Origin of the sequence: Mesorhizobium sp. M7A.F.Ca.US.002.01.1.1 (assembly GCF_004022955.1) — a bacterium.
Classification (GTDB): domain Bacteria; phylum Pseudomonadota; class Alphaproteobacteria; order Rhizobiales; family Rhizobiaceae; genus Mesorhizobium; species Mesorhizobium ciceri.
This window is the reverse complement of record NZ_RZQE01000002.1, coordinates 16,040-34,657: the sequence shown is the minus strand read 5'-3', so window position 1 is coordinate 34,657 and position 18,618 is coordinate 16,040. Positions and strand designations below refer to the sequence as shown.

Sequence of the window (18,618 nt, the reverse complement as noted above, 5' to 3'; positions counted from 1 at the left end):
TTCATCTCATAGGGAACCCTCGATGGACAACGGCGCCACAATGCATCTTGCCGTTTCGCTCGCCGATCCATCCCTCGAGACTGGGTTGGAATTCAGCCGCCTGGCTGGTTTCGTGCAAAAGGCTGAAGCAGCCGGGCTGGACATGGTGCTGCTTGCCGATGCCGTGCCAGCGTCCGAAAGCGAAGCCGCGAACAAACGGATGCCCTTCGAAGCGACGACCTTACTGGCCGCTCTGGCGACTGTCACAAGCAGGATCGGCCTGGTTGCGGCTGCCTCGACAATTGCCCACCAACCCTACAATCTGGCACGCCGTTTCGCTTCGCTCGACGTTATCAGCCACGGCCGCAGTGGCTGGAACGCAACCATGACGCAAGCGCCACGGGAAGCAGCCAATTTCAGCCGGCCCGAAGGATTTTCGCCTAACGATTTCCGCCGTCGCAGTGAGGAATATATCGGCATCGTGCAAGGTCTGTGGCAGGGCTGGGATGCGGACGCGCTGCTGTTCGACCAGAGCGGCGGCCGCTTCCACGACCCCGAAAAGATGCACCTGCTGGAGCACAAGGGCGAATTCTTTTCCGTGCGCGGACCGCTGAACGTCGCCCGGTCGCCGCAGGATACGCCAGTGCTCGTCTTGTCGGGCCTGCAGGAATCCGACTTCGATATTGCCACTCGCACCGCCGATGTCATCCTGCTGGACGGCGGACTGGTGGAGGGCGCGACCGAACGCTATGACGATATCAGGCGCCGTGTCACGGCGTGCGGACGCACTCCCGATGCTGTGAAAGTGCTGACGAACGTCGCGCTTATCGCCGATAGTAAGCCGGCTGCCGTCGCCGAGAGGCTGGAAAAGGAATTCCTGGCGAAAAGCTGCGACGGGGTCAACATCCTGATGCCGGCACAGCTTTCAGCGCTCGACGATTTCGTCGGCTTGGTTCTGCCGGAACTGCGGCGGCGTGGCCTGGTTCGAGAAAGCTATCGCGGAAAAACGTTGCGCTCGCATCTCGGGCTTGCCGGCGGAGGTGACCGATGACCGCTCGCCAGATGAGGCTGGGCGCCTTCCTGTGGGCGACAGGCCACCACATCGCCGCCTGGCGCCATCCCAAGGCACACGTCACCGCCGGCATCGACATCGACCATTACATCGCATTGGCGCGCACGGCGGAGACGGCAAAATTCGACATGGTGTTCTGCGAGGACGCCGCCGGCCTGCGTGAAGCCAATATCGGCATTGCCAGCCAGACGTCGCGCTCGATCGGTTTCGAGCCGATCAGCCTGCTCTCGGCGCTCGCCGTCCAGACCAGCCGCATCGGCCTCGTCTCGACAGCGTCGACAAGCTACAACGAGCCCTATGGGCTGGCACGAACCTTCCTGTCGCTCGACCATCTGAGCGGCGGCCGGGCCGGCTGGAATCTGGTCACCTCGGCCAGCCCCATCGAAGCAGCCAATTTCGGCGCGACGGGCCTCAAGCCCCATGCCGACCGCTACGAACGGGCGCGCGAGTTCGCCGAGGTGGTGACCGGCCTGTGGCACGGCAAGGCTTCCGGCCATAACGGCCAGAGCTTTTCGGTTCGCGATCCGCTCGACCTGCCGCGCTCGCCGCAGGGCGCGCCGGTGATGGTTCAGGCCGGCGCCTCGGATGTCGGCCGCGACCTTGCCGCCCGCACCGCCGATGTGGTGTTCACGGCGGCGCAGACCTTCGAGGAAGCCAAGGCCTTCTATGACGATCTCAAAGGACGTCTGCCGGCCTACGGGCGCGAGCCGGACGACATCAAGATCATGCCGGGCGTCGCACCGGTGGTGGCGGAGACCGAAGCGGAGGCCCGTGAAAAATACGAGGAATTGCAGGAGCTGATCCCCGACGATGTCGGCGTGGCGCTGCTGTCCAGCTATCTCAGCATCTCCGATCTGTGGCGCTATCCGATCGATGGGCCACTGCCGGAACTGCCGGAGAGCGAGGGGATGAAGAGCAGGCAAGCGCTGGTGATCGAGCAATCGCGCCGCGACGGCCTCTCCATCCGCCAGCTCGCCCGGCATTTTGCCGGCGCGCGGGGCCATTGGCGCATCGTCGGCACAGCGGCCCAAGTCGCCGACGAACTGCAGACGCGGTTCGAGGGTGGGGCGGCCGACGGTTTCAACGTCATGCCCTCATATTTCCCCGGGGAACTCGATGCCTTTGCCACGCTCGTCGTGCCGGAGTTGCAGCGGCGCGGCCTGTTCCGGACGGAATACCAGGGCCGCACGCTGCGCGACCATCTGGGTTTGAAACGGCCGGTTTAGCTGCGGCGCAGCTTAGCCTGCCATCACCTTGCCATGCGGAATTTGATGGTCGGCATTTAAGGCTGCGTTGTGATTGACCAGCGCCGTCATGATCTCGGCCGCAGCCAGCGCCGCGATGACCTGAGGGCGCTTGTCCTTGACGGTGTCGCCGCCAATTGGCGAGACGAGGCGGGCAAACTCGGCCTGGCTGCCGTCCGCCGATTTCAGGAACCAAGTCCTGAACGTCGCTTTCTTGGTCTTCGAGCCGATCATGCCGACATAGGCGGTGTCACCGCGTTTCAGCGCTTCCGCGACGATCAGGAAATCCAGCGCATGATCGTGGGTAAGGATGGCGAAGGCGGCGCCGGCGGGGGCATTCCGCACCATCGCTTCCGGCATAGCTGTCAGCCGTGTCTCGATGGTTTCGGGCATGCCTTCCAGTGCTTCGGCCCGCGTCTCGATGACGACGCCGTGCACGGGAAGAAGTGCGATCGCCGATGCCAGCGCCTGGCCGACATGGCCACCACCGAAGATGTAGACGTACGGCAGGTGCGCCTCCTCGGCTTCCGCGGCCGCAACCAGGTCGCCGGCAAGCGCAGCATCGACGAGCCGGATCAAGACTTCGACGCGCCCGCCGCAGCATTGGCCGATCTCGGGACCCAGCGGGACGTCTAGGATAGCGCAGACTTCGTCAACCTCGATGCGGACTTCTTTGCCCAACATCTGCCTGGCCTTGTCGATTGCCATATATTCGAGCTGACCGCCGCCGATGGTGCCAAAGATCGCCGTCTGCGAGACGAGCATGAAGGCGCCCTTCTCGCGTGGCGTCGAGCCTTTTGTTCCGGCCACTTCGACCAGGGCAACCCGACCGGCGCTGGCGAGAAAGGCTTTCAGGCTTTGCACTTTCGAGTTCATGGTTCACGTTCCCGAATGGGAAATATAGGTTTTTTCGGCCCGGATTGCACGCATTGCCGACCCTGGGGCCGGATTCAGGCGCCGGCCTCCTTCTTCAGCCGCTCGATCGCCATCAGAACCCGCTCCGGGGTCGCCGGAGCATCGAGGCGCGGGCAGATCCTGTTGTCGGCGACACTGGCCACCGCGTCCGATAGCGCATGCAGCACCGACATGCCGAGCGGGAACGGCGGCTCGCCGACCGCCTTGGAGCGGTGGATGGTCGGCTCGCCGGCTTCCGGCCAGTCGGCCAAGGTGACGTTGAAGATCTTCGGCCGGTCGGAGGCGAGCGGGATCTTGTAGGTCGACGGTGCATGCGTGCGCAGCCGGCCCTTGGCGTCCCACCACAGTTCTTCCGTCGTCAGCCAGCCCATGCCCTGGATGAAGCCGCCTTCGATCTGGCCGATATCGATCGCCCGGTTCAGCGAGCGGCCACAGTCATGGAGAATATCGGTACGCTCGACCATGTATTCGCCGGTCAGCGTGTCGACCGAGACTTCCGAGCACGAGGCGCCATAGGCGAAATAATAGAAGGGGCGGCCCTCGCCCTTGTCGCGGTTCCAGTGGATTTTCGGCGTCTTGTAGAAACCAGCCGCCGACAGCTGGATGCGGGCCATATAGGCCTGCTTGACAAGGTCGGCGAAGGCGATTTCCTGGTTGCCGATGCGCACCCGGTTGGGCAGGAACAGCACCTGATCACGCGGCACCTGATATTTTTCGGCGGCGAAATCGGTCAGCCGATCCTTGATCTGGCGCGCGCCATTCTGCGCCGCCATGCCGTTGAGGTCGGAGCCGGACGACGCTGCCGTAGCCGAAGTGTTCGGCACCTTGCCGGTCGTTGTCGCGGTGATCTTCACCTGGTCGAGATCGATCTGGAACTCTTCCGCCACCACCTGCGCCACCTTGACGTAGAGGCCCTGCCCCATCTCGGTTCCGCCATGGTTCAGATGCACCGAACCGTCGGTGTAGACATGCACCAGCGCGCCGGCTTGATTGTAATGCGTGGCGGTGAACGAGATGCCGAATTTGACCGGCGTCAGAGCGAGGCCCCGCTTGATGAAACGGCTGTTGGCATTGAAGGCCGATATTTCACGCCGCCGCCGCGCATAGCTCGCGCTTTGCTCCAGCTCGGCGACGATGCCCTGGATGATGTTATCCTCGACCGTCTGGTGGTAGGGCGTGATGTTGCGGCCCCCCTCGCTACTGGTGCCGTAGAAATTCTTCTTGCGGATTTCGAGCGGATCCTTGCCAACGGCAAAGGCCACCTCGTCGATGACGCGCTCGGCGCCGACCATGCCTTGCGGGCCGCCGAAACCACGAAAGGCGGTGTTCGACACGGTGTTGGTGTAGAGCGGCGCCGACTGCGCATGCACCGCCGGCCAGAAATAAGTGTTGTCGCAGTGGAACAGCGCGCGATCGGTTACCGGGCCGGACAGATCCGACGAAAAACCGCAGCGCGCCGCGAACATGAAATCGACGCCGAGGATGTTGCCCTCATCATCGAAGCCGACCTCGTAATCGACGAGGAAATCATGACGCTTTCCGGTGGCGATCATGTCGTCGTCGCGGTCGGGCCGGATCTTCACGGCGCGGTGGTGTTTCTTCGCGGCGATCGCGGCCAATGCGGCAAACTGATTTCCCTGCGTTTCCTTGCCGCCGAAGCCGCCTCCCATGCGGCGGATTTCCACCGTGACGGCATTGCTCGGCACGCCGAGTACGTGGCTGACCATGTGCTGGACTTCGCTTGGATGCTGGGTCGAGGAATAGATGGTGACGTCCTGATCCTCGCCAGGAACGGCCATGGCGATATGGCCTTCGAGGTAGAAGTGTTCCTGGCCGCCGATGCGCATTTTTCCCTTTAGCCGGCGCGGCGCCTGACGGATCGCCGTAGCGGCATCGCCGCGCTTCAGGGTGAGAGGCGGCGTGACGAGCTTGTCCTTCTTCGGATCGAGCGCGCCGATGTCGGTGACGAAAGGCAATTCCTTGTATTCGACCTTTGCCAATCTTGTGGCGCGGCGCGCCTGCTCGCGAGTTTGCGCAATAACGCAGAAGATAGGCTGGCCGTAGAATTGCACCTTGCCGTCGGCAAGCACCGGCTCGTCGTGGCGGCCGGTCGGCGAAATGTCGTTTTCGCCCGGCACGTCACTGGCCGTCAACACGTCGACCACACCGGGCGCTGTACGCACCGCCGAAAGATCCATGCTGGTGATGGTGGCATGCGTGGCACCGGAAAGCCCTAGGCAGCCATGCAGCGTGCCTGATGGTTCCGGCATGTCGTCGATGTAGACGGCGGTACCGCTGACATGTTTGTGCGCGGAATCGTGGCGCTGATCGGTGGCGACGCCGCCAGCGATCTTTTCAGCCTTGAGGTTGGGGGCAGCGTGCTTGTTCATCGAATGCCTCTTTTCCCTTCTCCCCGCTCACGGGGAGAAGGTGGCCCGAAGGGTCGGATGAGGGGCGACGCTGACCGTGACTGGTTTGCAGATACCGATCGACGACGGCGCCGCCCCTCATCTGCCTGCCGGTATCTTCTCTCCGTGAACGGGGAGAAGGACGCTATTGGTTTGCTGGCGCTGATATGCATCACGCCGCCTCGTGCCGTGAGACCTGGAATGGCGCCTTGGTGCCGCTGGTCTCGGCAAAAAAACGCAACAGCAGGTTCTTTGCCGCCAGCGCCCGATATTCGGCGCTTGCCCGCATATCGGTCAGCGGCGTGAAATCATTGGCGTATTCGGCCATGGCCGCCTCGACCGTGGCCTCCGTCCAGGATTTGCCGAGCAGGGCGTGCTCGACACCGAGGGCCCGTTTAGGTGTCGCTGCCATGCCGCCATAGGCGATGCAAATGTCGGCCACCGTGCCGTCCTTGGCCAGTTCCAGGAAAAACGCGCCAAGGGCCGCGGTAATGTCCTCGTCGCGACGCTTGGTGATCTTGTAGACGGCAAACTTCGTTTCCTTGGCCGGCACCGGCACATGCACGGCCTCGACGAATTCACCCGGCTGCCGATCCTGTTTGCCGTAGGCGATGAAGAAGGTTTCCAACGGGATCGTCCGCTGCTTCTTGCCCTTGCGCAAGGTGAGACTTGCGCCAAGTGCGATCAATGGCGGTGGCGTATCTCCGATCGGCGAGCCGTTGGCGATGTTACCGCCGATGGTGCCCATGTTGCGCACCTGTTCGCCGCCGATGCGATCGAACAATGGCCCCAACGCCGGGATGCGCTTCGCCAATGTCGCGAAGGCGTCAGTGTAGGTGACGCCGGCGCCGATCGAAATGACGCCCTTGTCTTCCGAGATGGTGCAAAGCCCGTCGAGATCGCCGATGAAAATGGCCGGTGAAATATCGCGCATGTGCTTGGTCACCCACAGGCCGACATCGGTCGAGCCGGCCACGATGGTAGCGCCGGGTTCCTTGTCCAGCACGGCGGCGAAATCGTCGACATCGGCCGGCACGACCAGCCGCGCCTTGCCGGTTCCGATCTCGACCCGGGCGCCGTCACGCATGGCCTCGAGCCTCGCGGTGATCGCCTTGCGTTCCGTGGCCAGCGGGTCCTTTGCCGCCTTGCCGTAGCTGGAGATGGCATGCGCGGCGCGCATGATCGCCTCGTAGCCGGTGCAGCGGCAGAGATTGCCTTGCAAAGCCTTTTCGACATCCGCGTTCGAGGGATCAGGCGACTTCATCCACAAGCCATAGAGCGACATGACGAAGCCGGGCGTGCAGAAGCCGCATTGCGAGCCGTGGAAATCGACCATCGCCTGCTGCACCGGATGCAACTGGCCGGGTGAACCGCGCAGATGCTCGACCGTCACGACATGGGTGCCGTCGAGCGAGCCGAGGAAGCGGATGCAGGCATTGACGCTTTCATAGACCAAGCCGCCCTCCGACAGCTTGCCGACCAGCACGGTGCAGGCACCGCAGTCTCCCTCGGCACACCCTTCCTTGGTGCCGCGCAGCGAACGGTCGAGCCGCAGCCAGTCGAGCAAGGTCGCGTCGGGTGCCACCGACGAAAGCGCCACATCCCTGCCATTGAGAATGAAGCGGATTTCGTTGCGGATGCTAATTTTCGTCATGCCTCAGCTCCCCCTGTAGGTCGAGTAACCGTAGGGCGAGACCAGCAGTGGCACATGATAATGCACAGGCTCGGCCATGCCGAAGCGGATCGGTATCACATCGAGAAAGGCCGGTTTCGGCAGGCTCAACCCCTGCTGGCGCAAATAGTCGCCGGCGGCGAAGACCAGTTCGTATTCGCCGGTGCGGAATTCCGCGCCGGCGAGCAGCGGCTTGTCGCAACGGCCGTCGGCATTGGTGAGAACGGTCTTCAGATGTGTCCGCGCCTTGCCCTCGAGGTGATAGAGCGCGATCGACAGTCCCGCCGCCGGCTTGCCGGTCGCCGTGTCGAGAACATGGGTCGTCAGACGCCCGCCGTCGGCTTTCGACGTTTCTGCCATTGGCCGCCTCCCATTTCCGGTACGAGCGAATTGGCCCGGTACGGTCAAGTATCAACAGTGAATTGTGCGCCAATTAAAGGCGATGCATAAGTCCCGGTCGAGCGGAGTGCGACAAAAACACTTTCAAAAATTTTCGGGGGAATGCGAGAAGCACCCTTTCGATATTCTGATCATACTTCGGGCCGTGCCCGGCGGGAGGGACGATGCGTTACAGCAGAGACATGCGTGGCTACGGAGCCAATCCGCCGGACCCGAAATGGCCTGGCGGTGCACATGTCGCCGTGCAGTTCGTCGTCAATTACGAGGAAGGTGGCGAAAACTGCGTGTTGCATGGCGACAAGGCGTCCGAAGCCTTCCTGTCGGAAATCGTCGGCGCGGCACCCTGGGTGGGTCAACGCCACTGGAACATGGAATCCATCTACGAATACGGCGCCCGCGCCGGCTTCTGGCGGCTGCTCCGGCTGTTCACCGAGTCGCAAGTGCCGATCACCTGCTACGGCGTCGCCACAGCGCTCGCCCGTTCGCCGGATCAGGTAGCGGCCATGCATGACGCCGGCTGGGAGATCGCTTCGCACGGCTTAAGATGGATCGACTACCGCGACCACAGCGCCGAGGATGAGCGCCGCGACCTCGAGGCGGCGATCAAGCTGCACTACGAAGTGACCGGCGCGCGCCCGACCGGCTGGTATACGGGTCGCACATCGATCAACACGGTGCGGATTGTGGCGGAAGAAGGCGGCTTCGACTATGTGTCGGACACCTATGACGACGAGCTGCCGTACTGGTTCGAGCATGAGGGCGGCGCGCAACTCATCATCCCCTATACGCTCGACGCCAACGACATGCGGTTCGCCACGCCGCAAGGTTTCAACTCGGGCGACCAGTTCTTTGCCTATTTGAAGGACAGCTTCGATACGCTCTATGCCGAGGGCAAGGCCGGCCGGCCACGCATGATGAACATCGGCCTGCACTGCCGCCTCGTCGGGCGGCCGGGCCGGGTGGCGGCGCTGAAGCGCTTCGTCGACTATGTGAAGTCGCACGACAAGGTCTGGCTGGCGAGGCGCATCGACATCGCCAAGCACTGGCAAGAGGTCAATCCTTATCAACCGGCGGCACTCCGTCCATCGAAGATGGAATTCGAGACCTTCGTCCACACTTTCGGCGGCGTGTTCGAGCATTCGCCCTGGATCGCCGAACGCGCCTACGAACTGGAACTAGGCCCGGCGCATGACACTTCGGGCGGCCTGCACAATGCGCTTTGCCGTATCTTCCGCTCCGCCAGCGAAACCGAACGGCTTTCGGTGCTCAACGCCCATCCCGACCTTGCCGGCAAGCTGGCCAAGGCCAAACGGCTGACGGCGGAATCGACCAGGGAACAGGCCTCGGCCGGCCTCGACGCGCTGACCGACAAGGAGCGCGAACTGTTTTCCAAGCTCAACGCCGCCTACGTCACCACCTTCGGCTTCCCTTTCATCATCGCGGTGAAGGGCAAGACGAAGGAGGAAATCCTGGCGGAGTTCGAGGCGCGCATCGGCAACAGCCGCGGCGTCGAATTCGAGACCGCCTGCAAACAGGTCGAGCGCATCGCGCTGCTCCGCCTCAAGGACATGCTTCCGCAATAGGTTTGAAACCATGGATACGATCAGGATGCCCGAGCGAACCTATTACGCGCCACATGGCGGCCATTCCGGCCAGAACGAGCTTCTGACCGGCCGCGCCGTCTTCACCGAGGCCTATGCCGTCATTCCCCGGGGTGTGATGCAGGACATCGTGACCAGTGCGTTGCCGTTCTGGGACGAAACCCGCGTCTGGATCTTGTCGCGACCGCTATCGGGTTTTGCCGAGACGTTCTCGCAATACATTGTCGAGGTCGCGCCCGGCGGCGGCAGCGATCGGCCGGAACCCGATGCCGGCGCCGAAGGCGCTCTGTTCGTGGTCGAAGGCGAACTGACGGTTCTGCTTGCCGGCAAGACGCATGTGTTGCGGCCCGGCGGCTTTGCCTTCCTGCCGCCGGCCAGCGGCTGGACGGTTCGCAACGAAAGCAGGGCCGCCGTGCGCTTCCACTGGATTCGCAAGGCTTACGAGGTGGTCGACGGTCTCGATGTGCCGGAAGCCTTCTTCACCAATGAGCAGGAGATCGCGCCAACGCCGATGCCCGGCACCGAAGGCCGCTGGGCGACGACGCGGTTCGTCGATCCGGCAGATTTGCGCCACGACATGCACATGACCATTGTCACGCTGGAACCCGGCGCGGTCATTCCCTTCGCCGAGACCCATGTCATGGAGCACGGTCTCTATGTGCTGGAGGGTAAGGCCGTCTACCGCCTCAACCAGGACTGGGTCGAGGTCGAGGCCGGCGACTATATGTGGCTGCGCGCCTTCTGCCCGCAGGCCTGCTATGCCGGTGGCCCGGGTAAATTCCGCTATCTGCTCTACAAGGACGTCAACCGGCACGCCAAGCTCGGCGGCGCCGGCATCGCAAGGCGCGCGCTGTGACCCGTATCGTCGCGCGGCCGCTGACCCGCGAGGGCTTTGCCCCCTTCGGCGATGTCATCGACATGGGCGGCGACAACCACTACCCGATCAATGGCGGCAGGGCCGAGCGCTATCATGATCTGGCTACCGCCGAAGCAACCGGTCCGAACGCCCGCGTGCTGATCTCGATGGTGCGCGGCACGCCCTACGAATTGCCCCTGAAATTGAGCATGGTCGAGCGCCATCCCTTCGGCAGCCAGGCCTTCATCCCGCTCTCGCCGCGCCCCTTCCTGGTCGTCGTCTGCCATGACGGGGAGCAGGGGCCGGGCGAGCCGCATGCCTTCATCACCGCACCCGGACAAGGTATCAATTACCGGCGCAATCTCTGGCATGGCGTGCTGACGCCGCTCGGCGAGGCTCAGGACTTCCTGATCGTCGACCGTGGCGGCGATGGCTCCAATCTCGAAGAGTTCCATTTCTCGCACGCCTACGAGATCCACTTGCCCAACGAGAGCCTCCTGTGACCGATATTTCACTGATCGACCGCCTGCTCGATGTGATCGAGCACGACATCGTGCCGAAGACGGCCGAGGGCGTTACCTATGGCAACAAGCTGTTCGGCGCGGCGATCCTGCGCAAGGACGACCGTTCGCTGGTGCTGGCTGAAACCAACAACGAGATGGAAAACCCGCTCTGGCATGGCGAGGTACACTGCCTGAAGCGTTTCTACGAAATGCCCAGGGCTGAGCGCGTCGATACGAAAGACGCCATCTTCATCGCCACGCACGAACCCTGCTCGCTGTGCCTGTCGGCGATCACCTGGACCGGCTTCGATAATTTCTACTATCTGTTCAGCCACGAGGATTCGCGCGACAGCTTCGCCATCCCGCACGACCTGAAGATCCTGAAAGAGGTCTTCACCCTCGATCCCGGCGGCTACAATGCCGAGAATGCCTACTGGAAGAGCTTTTCTATCCGCAGGCTGGTGCGAGCGTTGCCCGAGGCAGAGCGGCGACGGCTGGAGACCCGTATCGGCGCGATTTCGGCGCGCTACGATGAATTGTCCAACATCTATCAGGCGAACAAGGACGATAACGATATCCCGCTGAACTGACGCGGATTGACCAGCCGAATTCGTTGGCTGGCCCACGACGCGGCACGGCAGGTTCCATCATCTGGCGATCCTGGAGCATGCCATGAAAACCGTCACCGAATTTGCCCGCAAAATCGTCGAATTCCCGGATATGGGCATCGTCATGCCGGATGGCTGCCGCCTGTCGGCGCGGGTGTGGATGCCGGAGGATGCGGGCGACGATCCGGTGCCTGTCATCCTAGAGCATCTGCCCTACCGCAAGCGCGACGGCACCATCTTTCGCGATCAGCTGACGCATCCTTATTTCGCCGGCCACGGCTATGCTTCGATCCGCGTCGACATGCGCGGCAATGGCGATTCCGAAGGGCTGATGGACGACGAATATTCCGAGCAGGAATTGCAGGACGCCTGCGACGTCATCGCCTGGGCGGCAAGCCAGCCCTGGTGCAACGGCAATGTCGGCATGATGGGCATTTCCTGGGGCGGCTTCAACTGCCTGCAGGTGGCGGCCAAGCGGCCGCCGGCGCTGAAAGCGGTGATCAGCCTGTGCTCGACCGTCGACCGCTATGCCGACGACATCCACTACAAGGGCGGCTGCCTGCTGATCGAGAATTTCGGCTGGGCCTCGACCATGCTGTCCTACTCGTCGCGGCCGCCGGATCCGCTTTTGGCCGGCGACAACCGGTGGCGCGATCTGTGGCTGACCCGGCTGGAGAACCAATCCTTCCTGGCGCCGCTGTGGCTGAAACACCAGCACCGTGATGCCTACTGGAAGCGCGGCTCGATCTGCGAGGATTTTTCCGCCGTCAAAGCCGCCGTGCTGTCGATCGGCGGCTGGCATGACGGCTACCGCAACACCGTCTCGCATCTGGCGACCAACATCCAAGCCCCGGTCAAGGGCATCGTCGGGCCATGGATCCACAAATACCCGCACTACGCCGGGCCCAAGCCTGCCATCGGCTTCCTGCAGGAGGCCTTGCGCTGGTGGGACCGCTGGCTGAAGGGTGTCGACACCGGCGTCGAGGCCGACCCGGCCTACCGCGCCTATGTCATGGACAGCGTGCGTCCGGCGCGCTGGCACCCCGAGCGTCCCGGCCGTTGGGTGGCGGAGCAGGAATGGCCCTCGCCAACCATCAAGATGCAAACAGTCGATCTGATCCCCTCAACGGAAAAACCCGCCATCATCGCCTCTCCGCAAAGCTGCGGCCTGGCCGGCGGCGAGTATTTTCCCTTCACCTTCGGCCCCGAACTGCCCGGCGACCAGCGCCCCGACGATGCGCTGTCGGTGTGTTTCGACCAGCCGGAACTCAGCGAGCCGATCGACATCGTCGGAGCGCCGGAGGTCGAGCTGCGGCTATCCTCTGATCGTCCGCAGGCCAACATCGCGGTCCGGCTTTGCGATGTGCATCCCGACGGCGCCTCGGAGTTGATCTCCTATGGCGTGCTCAATCTGACGCACCGCAATTCGCACGAATTCCCCGAGGCGCTGGTGCCGGGCGAAACCGTCTCGGTGCGCGTCGTGCTCGATCAATGCGCCTATCGCGTGCCGGCCGGCCACCGGCTGCGTGTTGCCGTTTCGAACGCCTATTGGCCTGCCATCTGGCCGTCGCCGGAGCCGGTCCAGCTCACCTTGTCGACGGCGACGCTCAATTTGCCGCTGCGGCCGCTGGCGACAGGCGACGAAGTGACGTTCGCCGAGCCGGAAGGTGCCACCCCCTGGGCAACAGAGACGATCCGCGCCGCCAATTCAGAGCGCCATGTCGATCGTGATGAGAAGACCGGAATGGTGACGCTTTCCATTGTTGACGATTTCGGCGAGGTGCGTGATCTCGCCCATCGCCTCGCCAATGGCAGCATCGCCCGCGAGACCTGGACGATCCATCCCGACGATCCGCTGTCGGCCTCGGGGAAGACGCACTGGACGCAGACCCTGTCGCGAAACGGATGGTCAGTACGCACCGAAACGACAGCCGAAATGCGATCGGATGCGCAAAACTTCATCGTCAGCGCCAGAATCGAGGCCTATGAGGACGAAACCCTCGTCTTCGAGCGCAATTTCGAGGAGAAGGTGCCGCGCGCGCTTCTTTGAATGCCGATTTCATTGGTCCAATTGCGACGTACGATTTACGCCACGGCATGTCGCATTCGGTCTTGCTTACCGCTTTCCCTTGCGGTCATTATTCTCCTCACAAGAAACAAGAAAAACGACCGCAGAGTCGAACCAACAGAGTGAGGAACTCAAAATGTCGAACGAACTGGAATTTCTTAGCCGGCGTGTCGCGTCGAGCAAACTGAGCCGTCATGATTTTCTCGGCCGGGCGGCGGCGCTCGGTATCTCCGCGCCCTTCGCCAACTCGCTGCTTTCAAGCGCTGCACGCGCGGCAGGCCCGGTCAAGGGCGGCACACTGAAGGCCGGACTTGTCGGCGGCGAATCCACCAACAGCCTTGATCCGGCACTGTTCATGACTCAGGTGCCGTTCGCCTTCGGCAAGATGTGGGGCGAATTGATTGTCGAGCTTTCGCCGGAAGGCAAGCTCGAGAACCGCATCGCCGAGGAGATCGGCTCGTCGGACGACGCCAAGGTGTGGACGCTGAAGATCCGCGACGGCGTCGAATTCCACAACGGCAAGACAGTGACCGCCGAGGACGTGGCCGCCACACTTGAGCGCCATTCCGACGAGAAGTCGAAATCCGGCGCGCTCGGCTACATGAAAGGTATCGAGACCATCAAGGCCAGCGGCAAGGAAGTCGTGCTGACGCTGAAGGAGGCCAATGCCGATCTGCCCTATTTGCTCAGCGACTATCACCTGATCGTCCAACCAAATGGCGGCAAGGACAAGGCTGACGCAGGCATTTCGGCCGGTCCTTACAAGGTCACGACCAATGAGCCCGGTGTGCGCCATGGCGGCGAGCGTTTCGCCAATTACTGGCAGGGCGACAAGATGGGCCATGCCGACCAGATCGAGATCATCGTCATCAACGATGCGACGGCGCGCACGGCCGCCCTGCAGGGCGGCCAGGTCAACGTGATCAACCGCGTCGAGCCGAAGATCGTCGACCTGATCAAGCGCCTGCCGGGCGTCACCATCCGCAACCACGCGGGTCCTGGCCACTACGTGTTCATCATGCATTGCAACACGGCGCCGTTCGACAACGCCGATTTGCGCATGGCACTGAAGCTGGCCATCGACCGCGAGGAAATGCTGGACAAGATCCTGCGCGGCTACGGTTCGCTCGGCAACGACTTCCCGATCAATGCGTCCTATCCGCTGTTTACCGAGATCGAGCAGCGCAAGTACGATCCCGACAAGGCCAAGTTCCACTTCAAGAAGTCCGGCCACGACGGCGCCGTCCTGCTGCGGACCTCGGACGTCGCTTTCCCGGGCGCCGTCGATGCATCGCAGTTGTTCCAGCAGAGCGCGGCCAAGGCCGGCATTCAGATCGAGCTGAAGCGTGAGCCCGGCGACGGCTATTGGAACGAGGTCTGGAACAAGCAGCCCTTCTGCGCGTCCTACTGGGGCGGCCGCTCGACCCAGGACCAGATGTACTCCACCGCTTATCTGTCGACCGCCGACTGGAACGACACGCGTTTCAAGCGTCCTGACTTCGACAAGATGGTGCTGGCGGCGCGCGCCGAGCTCGACGAGACCAAGCGCAAGCAGATGTATCATGACATGGCTGTCCTGGTACGAGACGAGGGCGGCCTGATCCTGCCGATGTTCAACCAGTTCATCGACGCTACCGGCGCCAAGGTCGGCGGCTGGGTCGACGATCCGCATCAGGAGCTGATGAACGGCTACGCGCTGGCGAAGTGCTGGCTCGAAGCCTGAGCTTGGCCTTGCGGATATGTCCTCACCCATCTTGAAACTGGTGGCCCAGCGCGTTGCGCTGGGCATTCTGCTCTTGTTGGCCGTTTCGGTCCTGATCTTCGCCGGCACCCAGATCCTGCCCGGCGACGTCGCGCAAGCCATTCTCGGACAGTCGGCGACGCCGGAGTCGCTTGCCAATCTGCGCGAGCAGCTCGGACTCAACCAGCCAGCCTATCTCAGGTATTTTCATTGGCTGGGCGGCGTGCTGACCGGCGATCTCGGCACGGCCATGTCGAGCGGGCAGGACATCGCCACGTCGATCAAGGGACGGCTGTGGAACACGCTGTTCCTCGCCTTCTGGGCGGCGATCGTCGCCGTGCCGCTGGCGATCATCCTCGGCCTGATCGCGGTGCGCTACCGCAATGGCTGGGTCGACAAGCTGATCTCCGGGCTGGCGCTGGCCTCGACCTCGTTTCCCGAATTCTTCATCGGCTATGTGCTGGTCTATTTCTTCGCCGTGAAATGGCAGATCTTCCCCGGCATTTCGACCGTCTATGACGGCATGCCTTTTGGCGAACGGATGCAGGCGATCGCCTTGCCGGCGACGGCGCTGACGCTGGTCGTGCTCGCCCACATGATGCGCATGACACGCGCGGCGATCCTCAATGTCATGCAGTCGGCCTATGTCGAGACGGCGGAACTGAAGGGCCTGTCGGCTTTCAACGTCATCCGCAAGCACGCCTTCCCCAACGCCATCGCGCCGATCATCAATGTCGTCATGCTCAACCTCGCCTACTTGATCGTTGGCGTCGTCGTGGTCGAGGTGATCTTCGTCTATCCGGGCATGGGACAGTATCTGGTCGACCACGTCACCAAGCGAGATGTGCCGGTGGTGCAGGCGGTCGGCCTGATCTTCGCCGCCGTCTATATCAGCCTGAACATCATTGCGGACATAGCGGCGATCGTCGCCAATCCGCGTCTCAGACATCCGAAATAGGGGGGCGGATATGCTCGATATCAAACGCATCCCCATCCCCGCGCTGATCGGCATCGTGCTGACGGCATTGTTCGTGCTTGCGGCGGTCTTCGCCCCCTGGATCGCGCCGCACGGCAATGGCGAAATCGTCGGCGACGTCTGGGAACCGATGTCGGCTGCCCATTTGCTGGGCACCGACAATCTCGGCCGAGACCTGCTTTCGCGCATGATCTACGGCGCCCGCATCACTTTGTTCATCGCGGTGCTGGCCACCGCGCTGTCGTTCTCGCTCGGCGCCATTCTCGGCTTCTCGGCGGCCGTCTTCGGCGGCTGGTTCGACACGCTGCTGTCGCGCCTCGTCGATCTCTTGATGTCGATCCCGACGCTGATCATGGGTCTCGTCGTGCTGTCGGTGCTGCCGACCAATCTGGTGACGCTGATCCTGGTGATGGGCATTCTGGATTCGACCCGCGTCTATCGCCTGTCGCGCGCGGTCGCCGTCGACATCAACGTCATGGACTATGTCGAAGCGGCGAAACTGCGCGGTGAAGGCAGCGGCTGGATCATCTTCCGCGAGATCCTCCCCAACGCATTGTCGCCGCTGGTTTCCGAACTCGGTCTGCGCTTCATCTACGCGGTGCTGTTCCTGTCGACGCTGTCGTTCCTCGGCCTTGGCGTGCAGCCACCGGACGCCGACTGGGGCGGCATGGTCAAGGAAAACAAAGACGGCATCGTGTTCGGCATCGCGGCCGCACTCATCCCAGCGGGGGCGATCGCGCTGCTGGCGATTTCCGTCAACCTGGTTGCCGACTGGGTGCTCAACCGGACGACAAGCCTCAAGGGAGGACGCGGGTGATGGCCGACACCAAAGCGAAGCTCGGGCAACCGAAGTCAGGCCTGCTGCTCGACATCCGCAATCTGCGCATCGAGGCTACCGTCTTCCCGCCCGGCGAACCGCCGAAGAACATCGTGCTGGTGCACGATGTCTCGCTGACGCTCGAGAAGGGCAAGGTGCTCGGCCTGATCGGCGAATCCGGCGCCGGCAAGTCGACTATCGGCTTGTCGTCTATGGGCTACGGCCGCGGCGGCGTGCGCATCACAGGCGGCGAGGTGATCCTGAACGGCCGCGACATCCTCAAGGGCGGCAAGGACGGCTTCCGCAAATTACGCGGCCGCGAGGTCTGCTATGTCGCGCAGTCGGCGGCAGCGGCCTTCAACCCGGCGCACAGACTGATGGACCAGGTGGTGGAAGCCACCCTGCTGCACGGCACCGCGACACGCGCCGAGGCCGAGAAGCGCGCGGTTGCGCTGTTCAAGAAGCTCAGCCTGCCGAACCCTGAAACCATCGGCGAGCGTTTTCCGCACCAGGTTTCGGGCGGCCAGTTGCAGCGTGTGATGACGGCGATGGCCCTGTGCTCCGAGCCGGACCTGATCGTCTTCGACGAGCCGACAACGGCGCTCGACGTGACGACGCAGATCGACGTGCTGGCGGCGATCAAGGACGCCATCCGCGACACCCATGTCGCTGCGCTCTACATCACGCACGACCTTGCCGTCGTCGCCCAGGTCTCCGACGAGATCATGGTGCTGCGCCATGGGAGGCTGGTCGAATGGGGCGGCACAAGGCAGATCATCAAGGAGCCGCGCCAGGAATACACCAACGCGCTGGTCTCGGTGCATGAGATCGAACACCAGGAGCAGAAGCCCGGCACGTCGCCGTTCCTGTCGGTGAAGAACGTCACCGCCGCCTATGGCCGCAGCCATATCAAGGTGCTGAAGGACGTATCCGTCGACATCTATCCGGGCCAGACGCTGGCCGTGGTCGGCGAGTCCGGCTCCGGCAAGTCGACGCTGGCGCGCGCCATCACGGGACTTTTGCCACCCGAACAGGGTACCGTCACCTTCGACGGACGCGCGCTGGCCAACAGGCTGGCCGACCGGCCGAAGGAGGATCTGCGCCAGTTGCAGATGATCTACCAGATGGCCGATGTGGCGATGAACCCGCGTCAGACCGTCGGCACCATCATCGGCCGACCGCTGGAGTTTTATTTCGGCATGCGCGGCCGTGAGCGCGACAGACGCGTTGCCGAACTGCTCGACAAGATCGAGATGGGCAAGGGATTTTCCGACCGCTACCCGGCCGAGCTTTCCGGCGGCCAGAAACAGCGTGTCTGCATCGCCCGGTCGCTTGCCGCCAAGCCGAAGCTGATCATCTGCGACGAGGTGACCTCGGCGCTCGATCCGCTGGTGGCACACGGCATCCTCGAGCTGCTGCTGGAGCTGCAGAAGGAAGAGAACGTCGCCTATCTGTTCATCACGCATGACCTTGCCACGGTGAAGTCGATCGCCGATTCAATCGCGGTTATGTATCGCGGCGAGGTGGTGCGTTACGGCCCCAAGGGCAAGGTGCTGAGCCCGCCCTTCGACGCCTACACCGACCTGCTGCTCTCCTCGGTTCCAGAGATGGAAATCGGCTGGCTGGAAAAGGCAATCAAGGGACGGCGCATGGCCAGCGCGGGGAACTAAAGGGAACCAATACTGCCGGAAGAAAAAGGCAGGCGCTTCCCCTGGAAATTGTGTCAGACCAAGCTGCCACATAGGGGCGTCAGCGACCG

General features: G+C 63.0%; 15 protein-coding genes. 11 read left to right on the top strand and 4 right to left on the bottom strand.

Annotation, left to right across the window (positions count from 1 at the left end):
• Positions 1 to 22: 22 nt before the first annotated feature.
• Positions 23 to 1,030 carry an LLM class flavin-dependent oxidoreductase gene (locus tag EN932_RS00710; RefSeq protein ID WP_128368678.1) on the top strand — a complete coding sequence of 336 codons (1,008 nt, stop codon included), beginning with the start codon at positions 23 to 25 and terminating at the stop codon, positions 1,028 to 1,030.
• Positions 1,027 to 2,277, top strand: coding sequence for an LLM class flavin-dependent oxidoreductase (locus EN932_RS00705; RefSeq protein ID WP_127369942.1), 1,251 nt, complete (start codon positions 1,027 to 1,029; stop codon positions 2,275 to 2,277). The genes EN932_RS00710 and EN932_RS00705 overlap by 4 nt, the downstream gene beginning before the upstream one ends.
• Before the next feature lie 12 nt (positions 2,278 to 2,289).
• On the opposite strand, the gene xdhC is transcribed toward EN932_RS00705, so the two are convergent.
• The 4 genes from xdhC to uraH form a co-directional block, all read right to left on the bottom strand.
• Positions 2,290 to 3,171 carry a xanthine dehydrogenase accessory protein XdhC gene (xdhC, locus tag EN932_RS00700; RefSeq protein WP_127384916.1) on the bottom strand — a complete coding sequence of 294 codons (882 nt, stop codon included), beginning with the start codon at positions 3,169 to 3,171 and terminating at the stop codon, positions 2,290 to 2,292.
• A 74-nt stretch (positions 3,172 to 3,245) separates the two neighbouring features.
• Positions 3,246 to 5,600 (bottom strand): xanthine dehydrogenase molybdopterin binding subunit, encoded by a 2,355-nt coding sequence (xdhB, locus tag EN932_RS00695; RefSeq protein ID WP_127370157.1) that lies wholly within the window; start codon positions 5,598 to 5,600, stop codon positions 3,246 to 3,248.
• Positions 5,601 to 5,790: 190 nt separating this feature from the next.
• A complete protein-coding gene (xdhA, locus tag EN932_RS00690) occupies positions 5,791 to 7,272 on the bottom strand; it encodes a xanthine dehydrogenase small subunit (protein WP_127384915.1) in 1,482 nt (493 codons plus the stop codon).
• 3 nt (positions 7,273 to 7,275) lie between these two features.
• Positions 7,276 to 7,650 (bottom strand): hydroxyisourate hydrolase, encoded by a 375-nt coding sequence (gene uraH / locus EN932_RS00685; RefSeq protein ID WP_013528242.1) that lies wholly within the window; start codon positions 7,648 to 7,650, stop codon positions 7,276 to 7,278.
• Between the two features lie 203 nt (positions 7,651 to 7,853).
• Between uraH and puuE the strand changes: the two genes are divergently transcribed.
• From puuE to EN932_RS00640, 9 genes are all read left to right on the top strand, one after another.
• A complete protein-coding gene (gene puuE, locus EN932_RS00680) occupies positions 7,854 to 9,272 on the top strand; it encodes an allantoinase PuuE (RefSeq protein WP_127369374.1) in 1,419 nt (472 codons plus the stop codon).
• Positions 9,273 to 9,282: 10 nt separating this feature from the next.
• The gene (locus EN932_RS00675; RefSeq protein WP_024501939.1) at positions 9,283 to 10,146 is read left to right on the top strand and encodes a bifunctional allantoicase/(S)-ureidoglycine aminohydrolase; all 864 of its coding nucleotides are present in this window, start codon (positions 9,283 to 9,285) and stop codon (positions 10,144 to 10,146) included.
• The gene (locus EN932_RS00670; protein WP_013528245.1) at positions 10,143 to 10,649 is read left to right on the top strand and encodes an ureidoglycolate lyase; all 507 of its coding nucleotides are present in this window, start codon (positions 10,143 to 10,145) and stop codon (positions 10,647 to 10,649) included. Before EN932_RS00675 ends, EN932_RS00670 begins: the two co-directional genes overlap by 4 nt.
• A complete protein-coding gene (locus tag EN932_RS00665; RefSeq protein WP_024501941.1) occupies positions 10,646 to 11,239 on the top strand; it encodes a nucleoside deaminase in 594 nt (197 codons plus the stop codon). Before EN932_RS00670 ends, EN932_RS00665 begins: the two co-directional genes overlap by 4 nt.
• A gap of 82 nt (positions 11,240 to 11,321) precedes the next feature.
• Positions 11,322 to 13,307: a CocE/NonD family hydrolase gene (locus EN932_RS00660; protein WP_127384914.1), complete on the top strand. Its 1,986-nt coding sequence runs from the start codon at positions 11,322 to 11,324 to the stop codon at positions 13,305 to 13,307.
• Between the two features lie 154 nt (positions 13,308 to 13,461).
• Positions 13,462 to 15,048, top strand: coding sequence for an ABC transporter substrate-binding protein (locus EN932_RS00655; RefSeq protein ID WP_128368677.1), 1,587 nt, complete (start codon positions 13,462 to 13,464; stop codon positions 15,046 to 15,048).
• A 16-nt stretch (positions 15,049 to 15,064) separates the two neighbouring features.
• Entirely contained in the window at positions 15,065 to 16,024 is a 960-nt protein-coding gene (locus tag EN932_RS00650; RefSeq protein ID WP_013528249.1) for an ABC transporter permease, read from the top strand.
• A gap of 10 nt (positions 16,025 to 16,034) precedes the next feature.
• On the top strand, positions 16,035 to 16,859 hold the full coding sequence (locus tag EN932_RS00645) for an ABC transporter permease (protein WP_013528250.1): 825 nt from the start codon (positions 16,035 to 16,037) through the stop codon (positions 16,857 to 16,859).
• Positions 16,859 to 18,529: an ABC transporter ATP-binding protein gene (locus EN932_RS00640; protein ID WP_127368852.1), complete on the top strand. Its 1,671-nt coding sequence runs from the start codon at positions 16,859 to 16,861 to the stop codon at positions 18,527 to 18,529. Before EN932_RS00645 ends, EN932_RS00640 begins: the two co-directional genes overlap by 1 nt.
• The last annotated feature ends 89 nt before the right edge of the window (positions 18,530 to 18,618 follow it).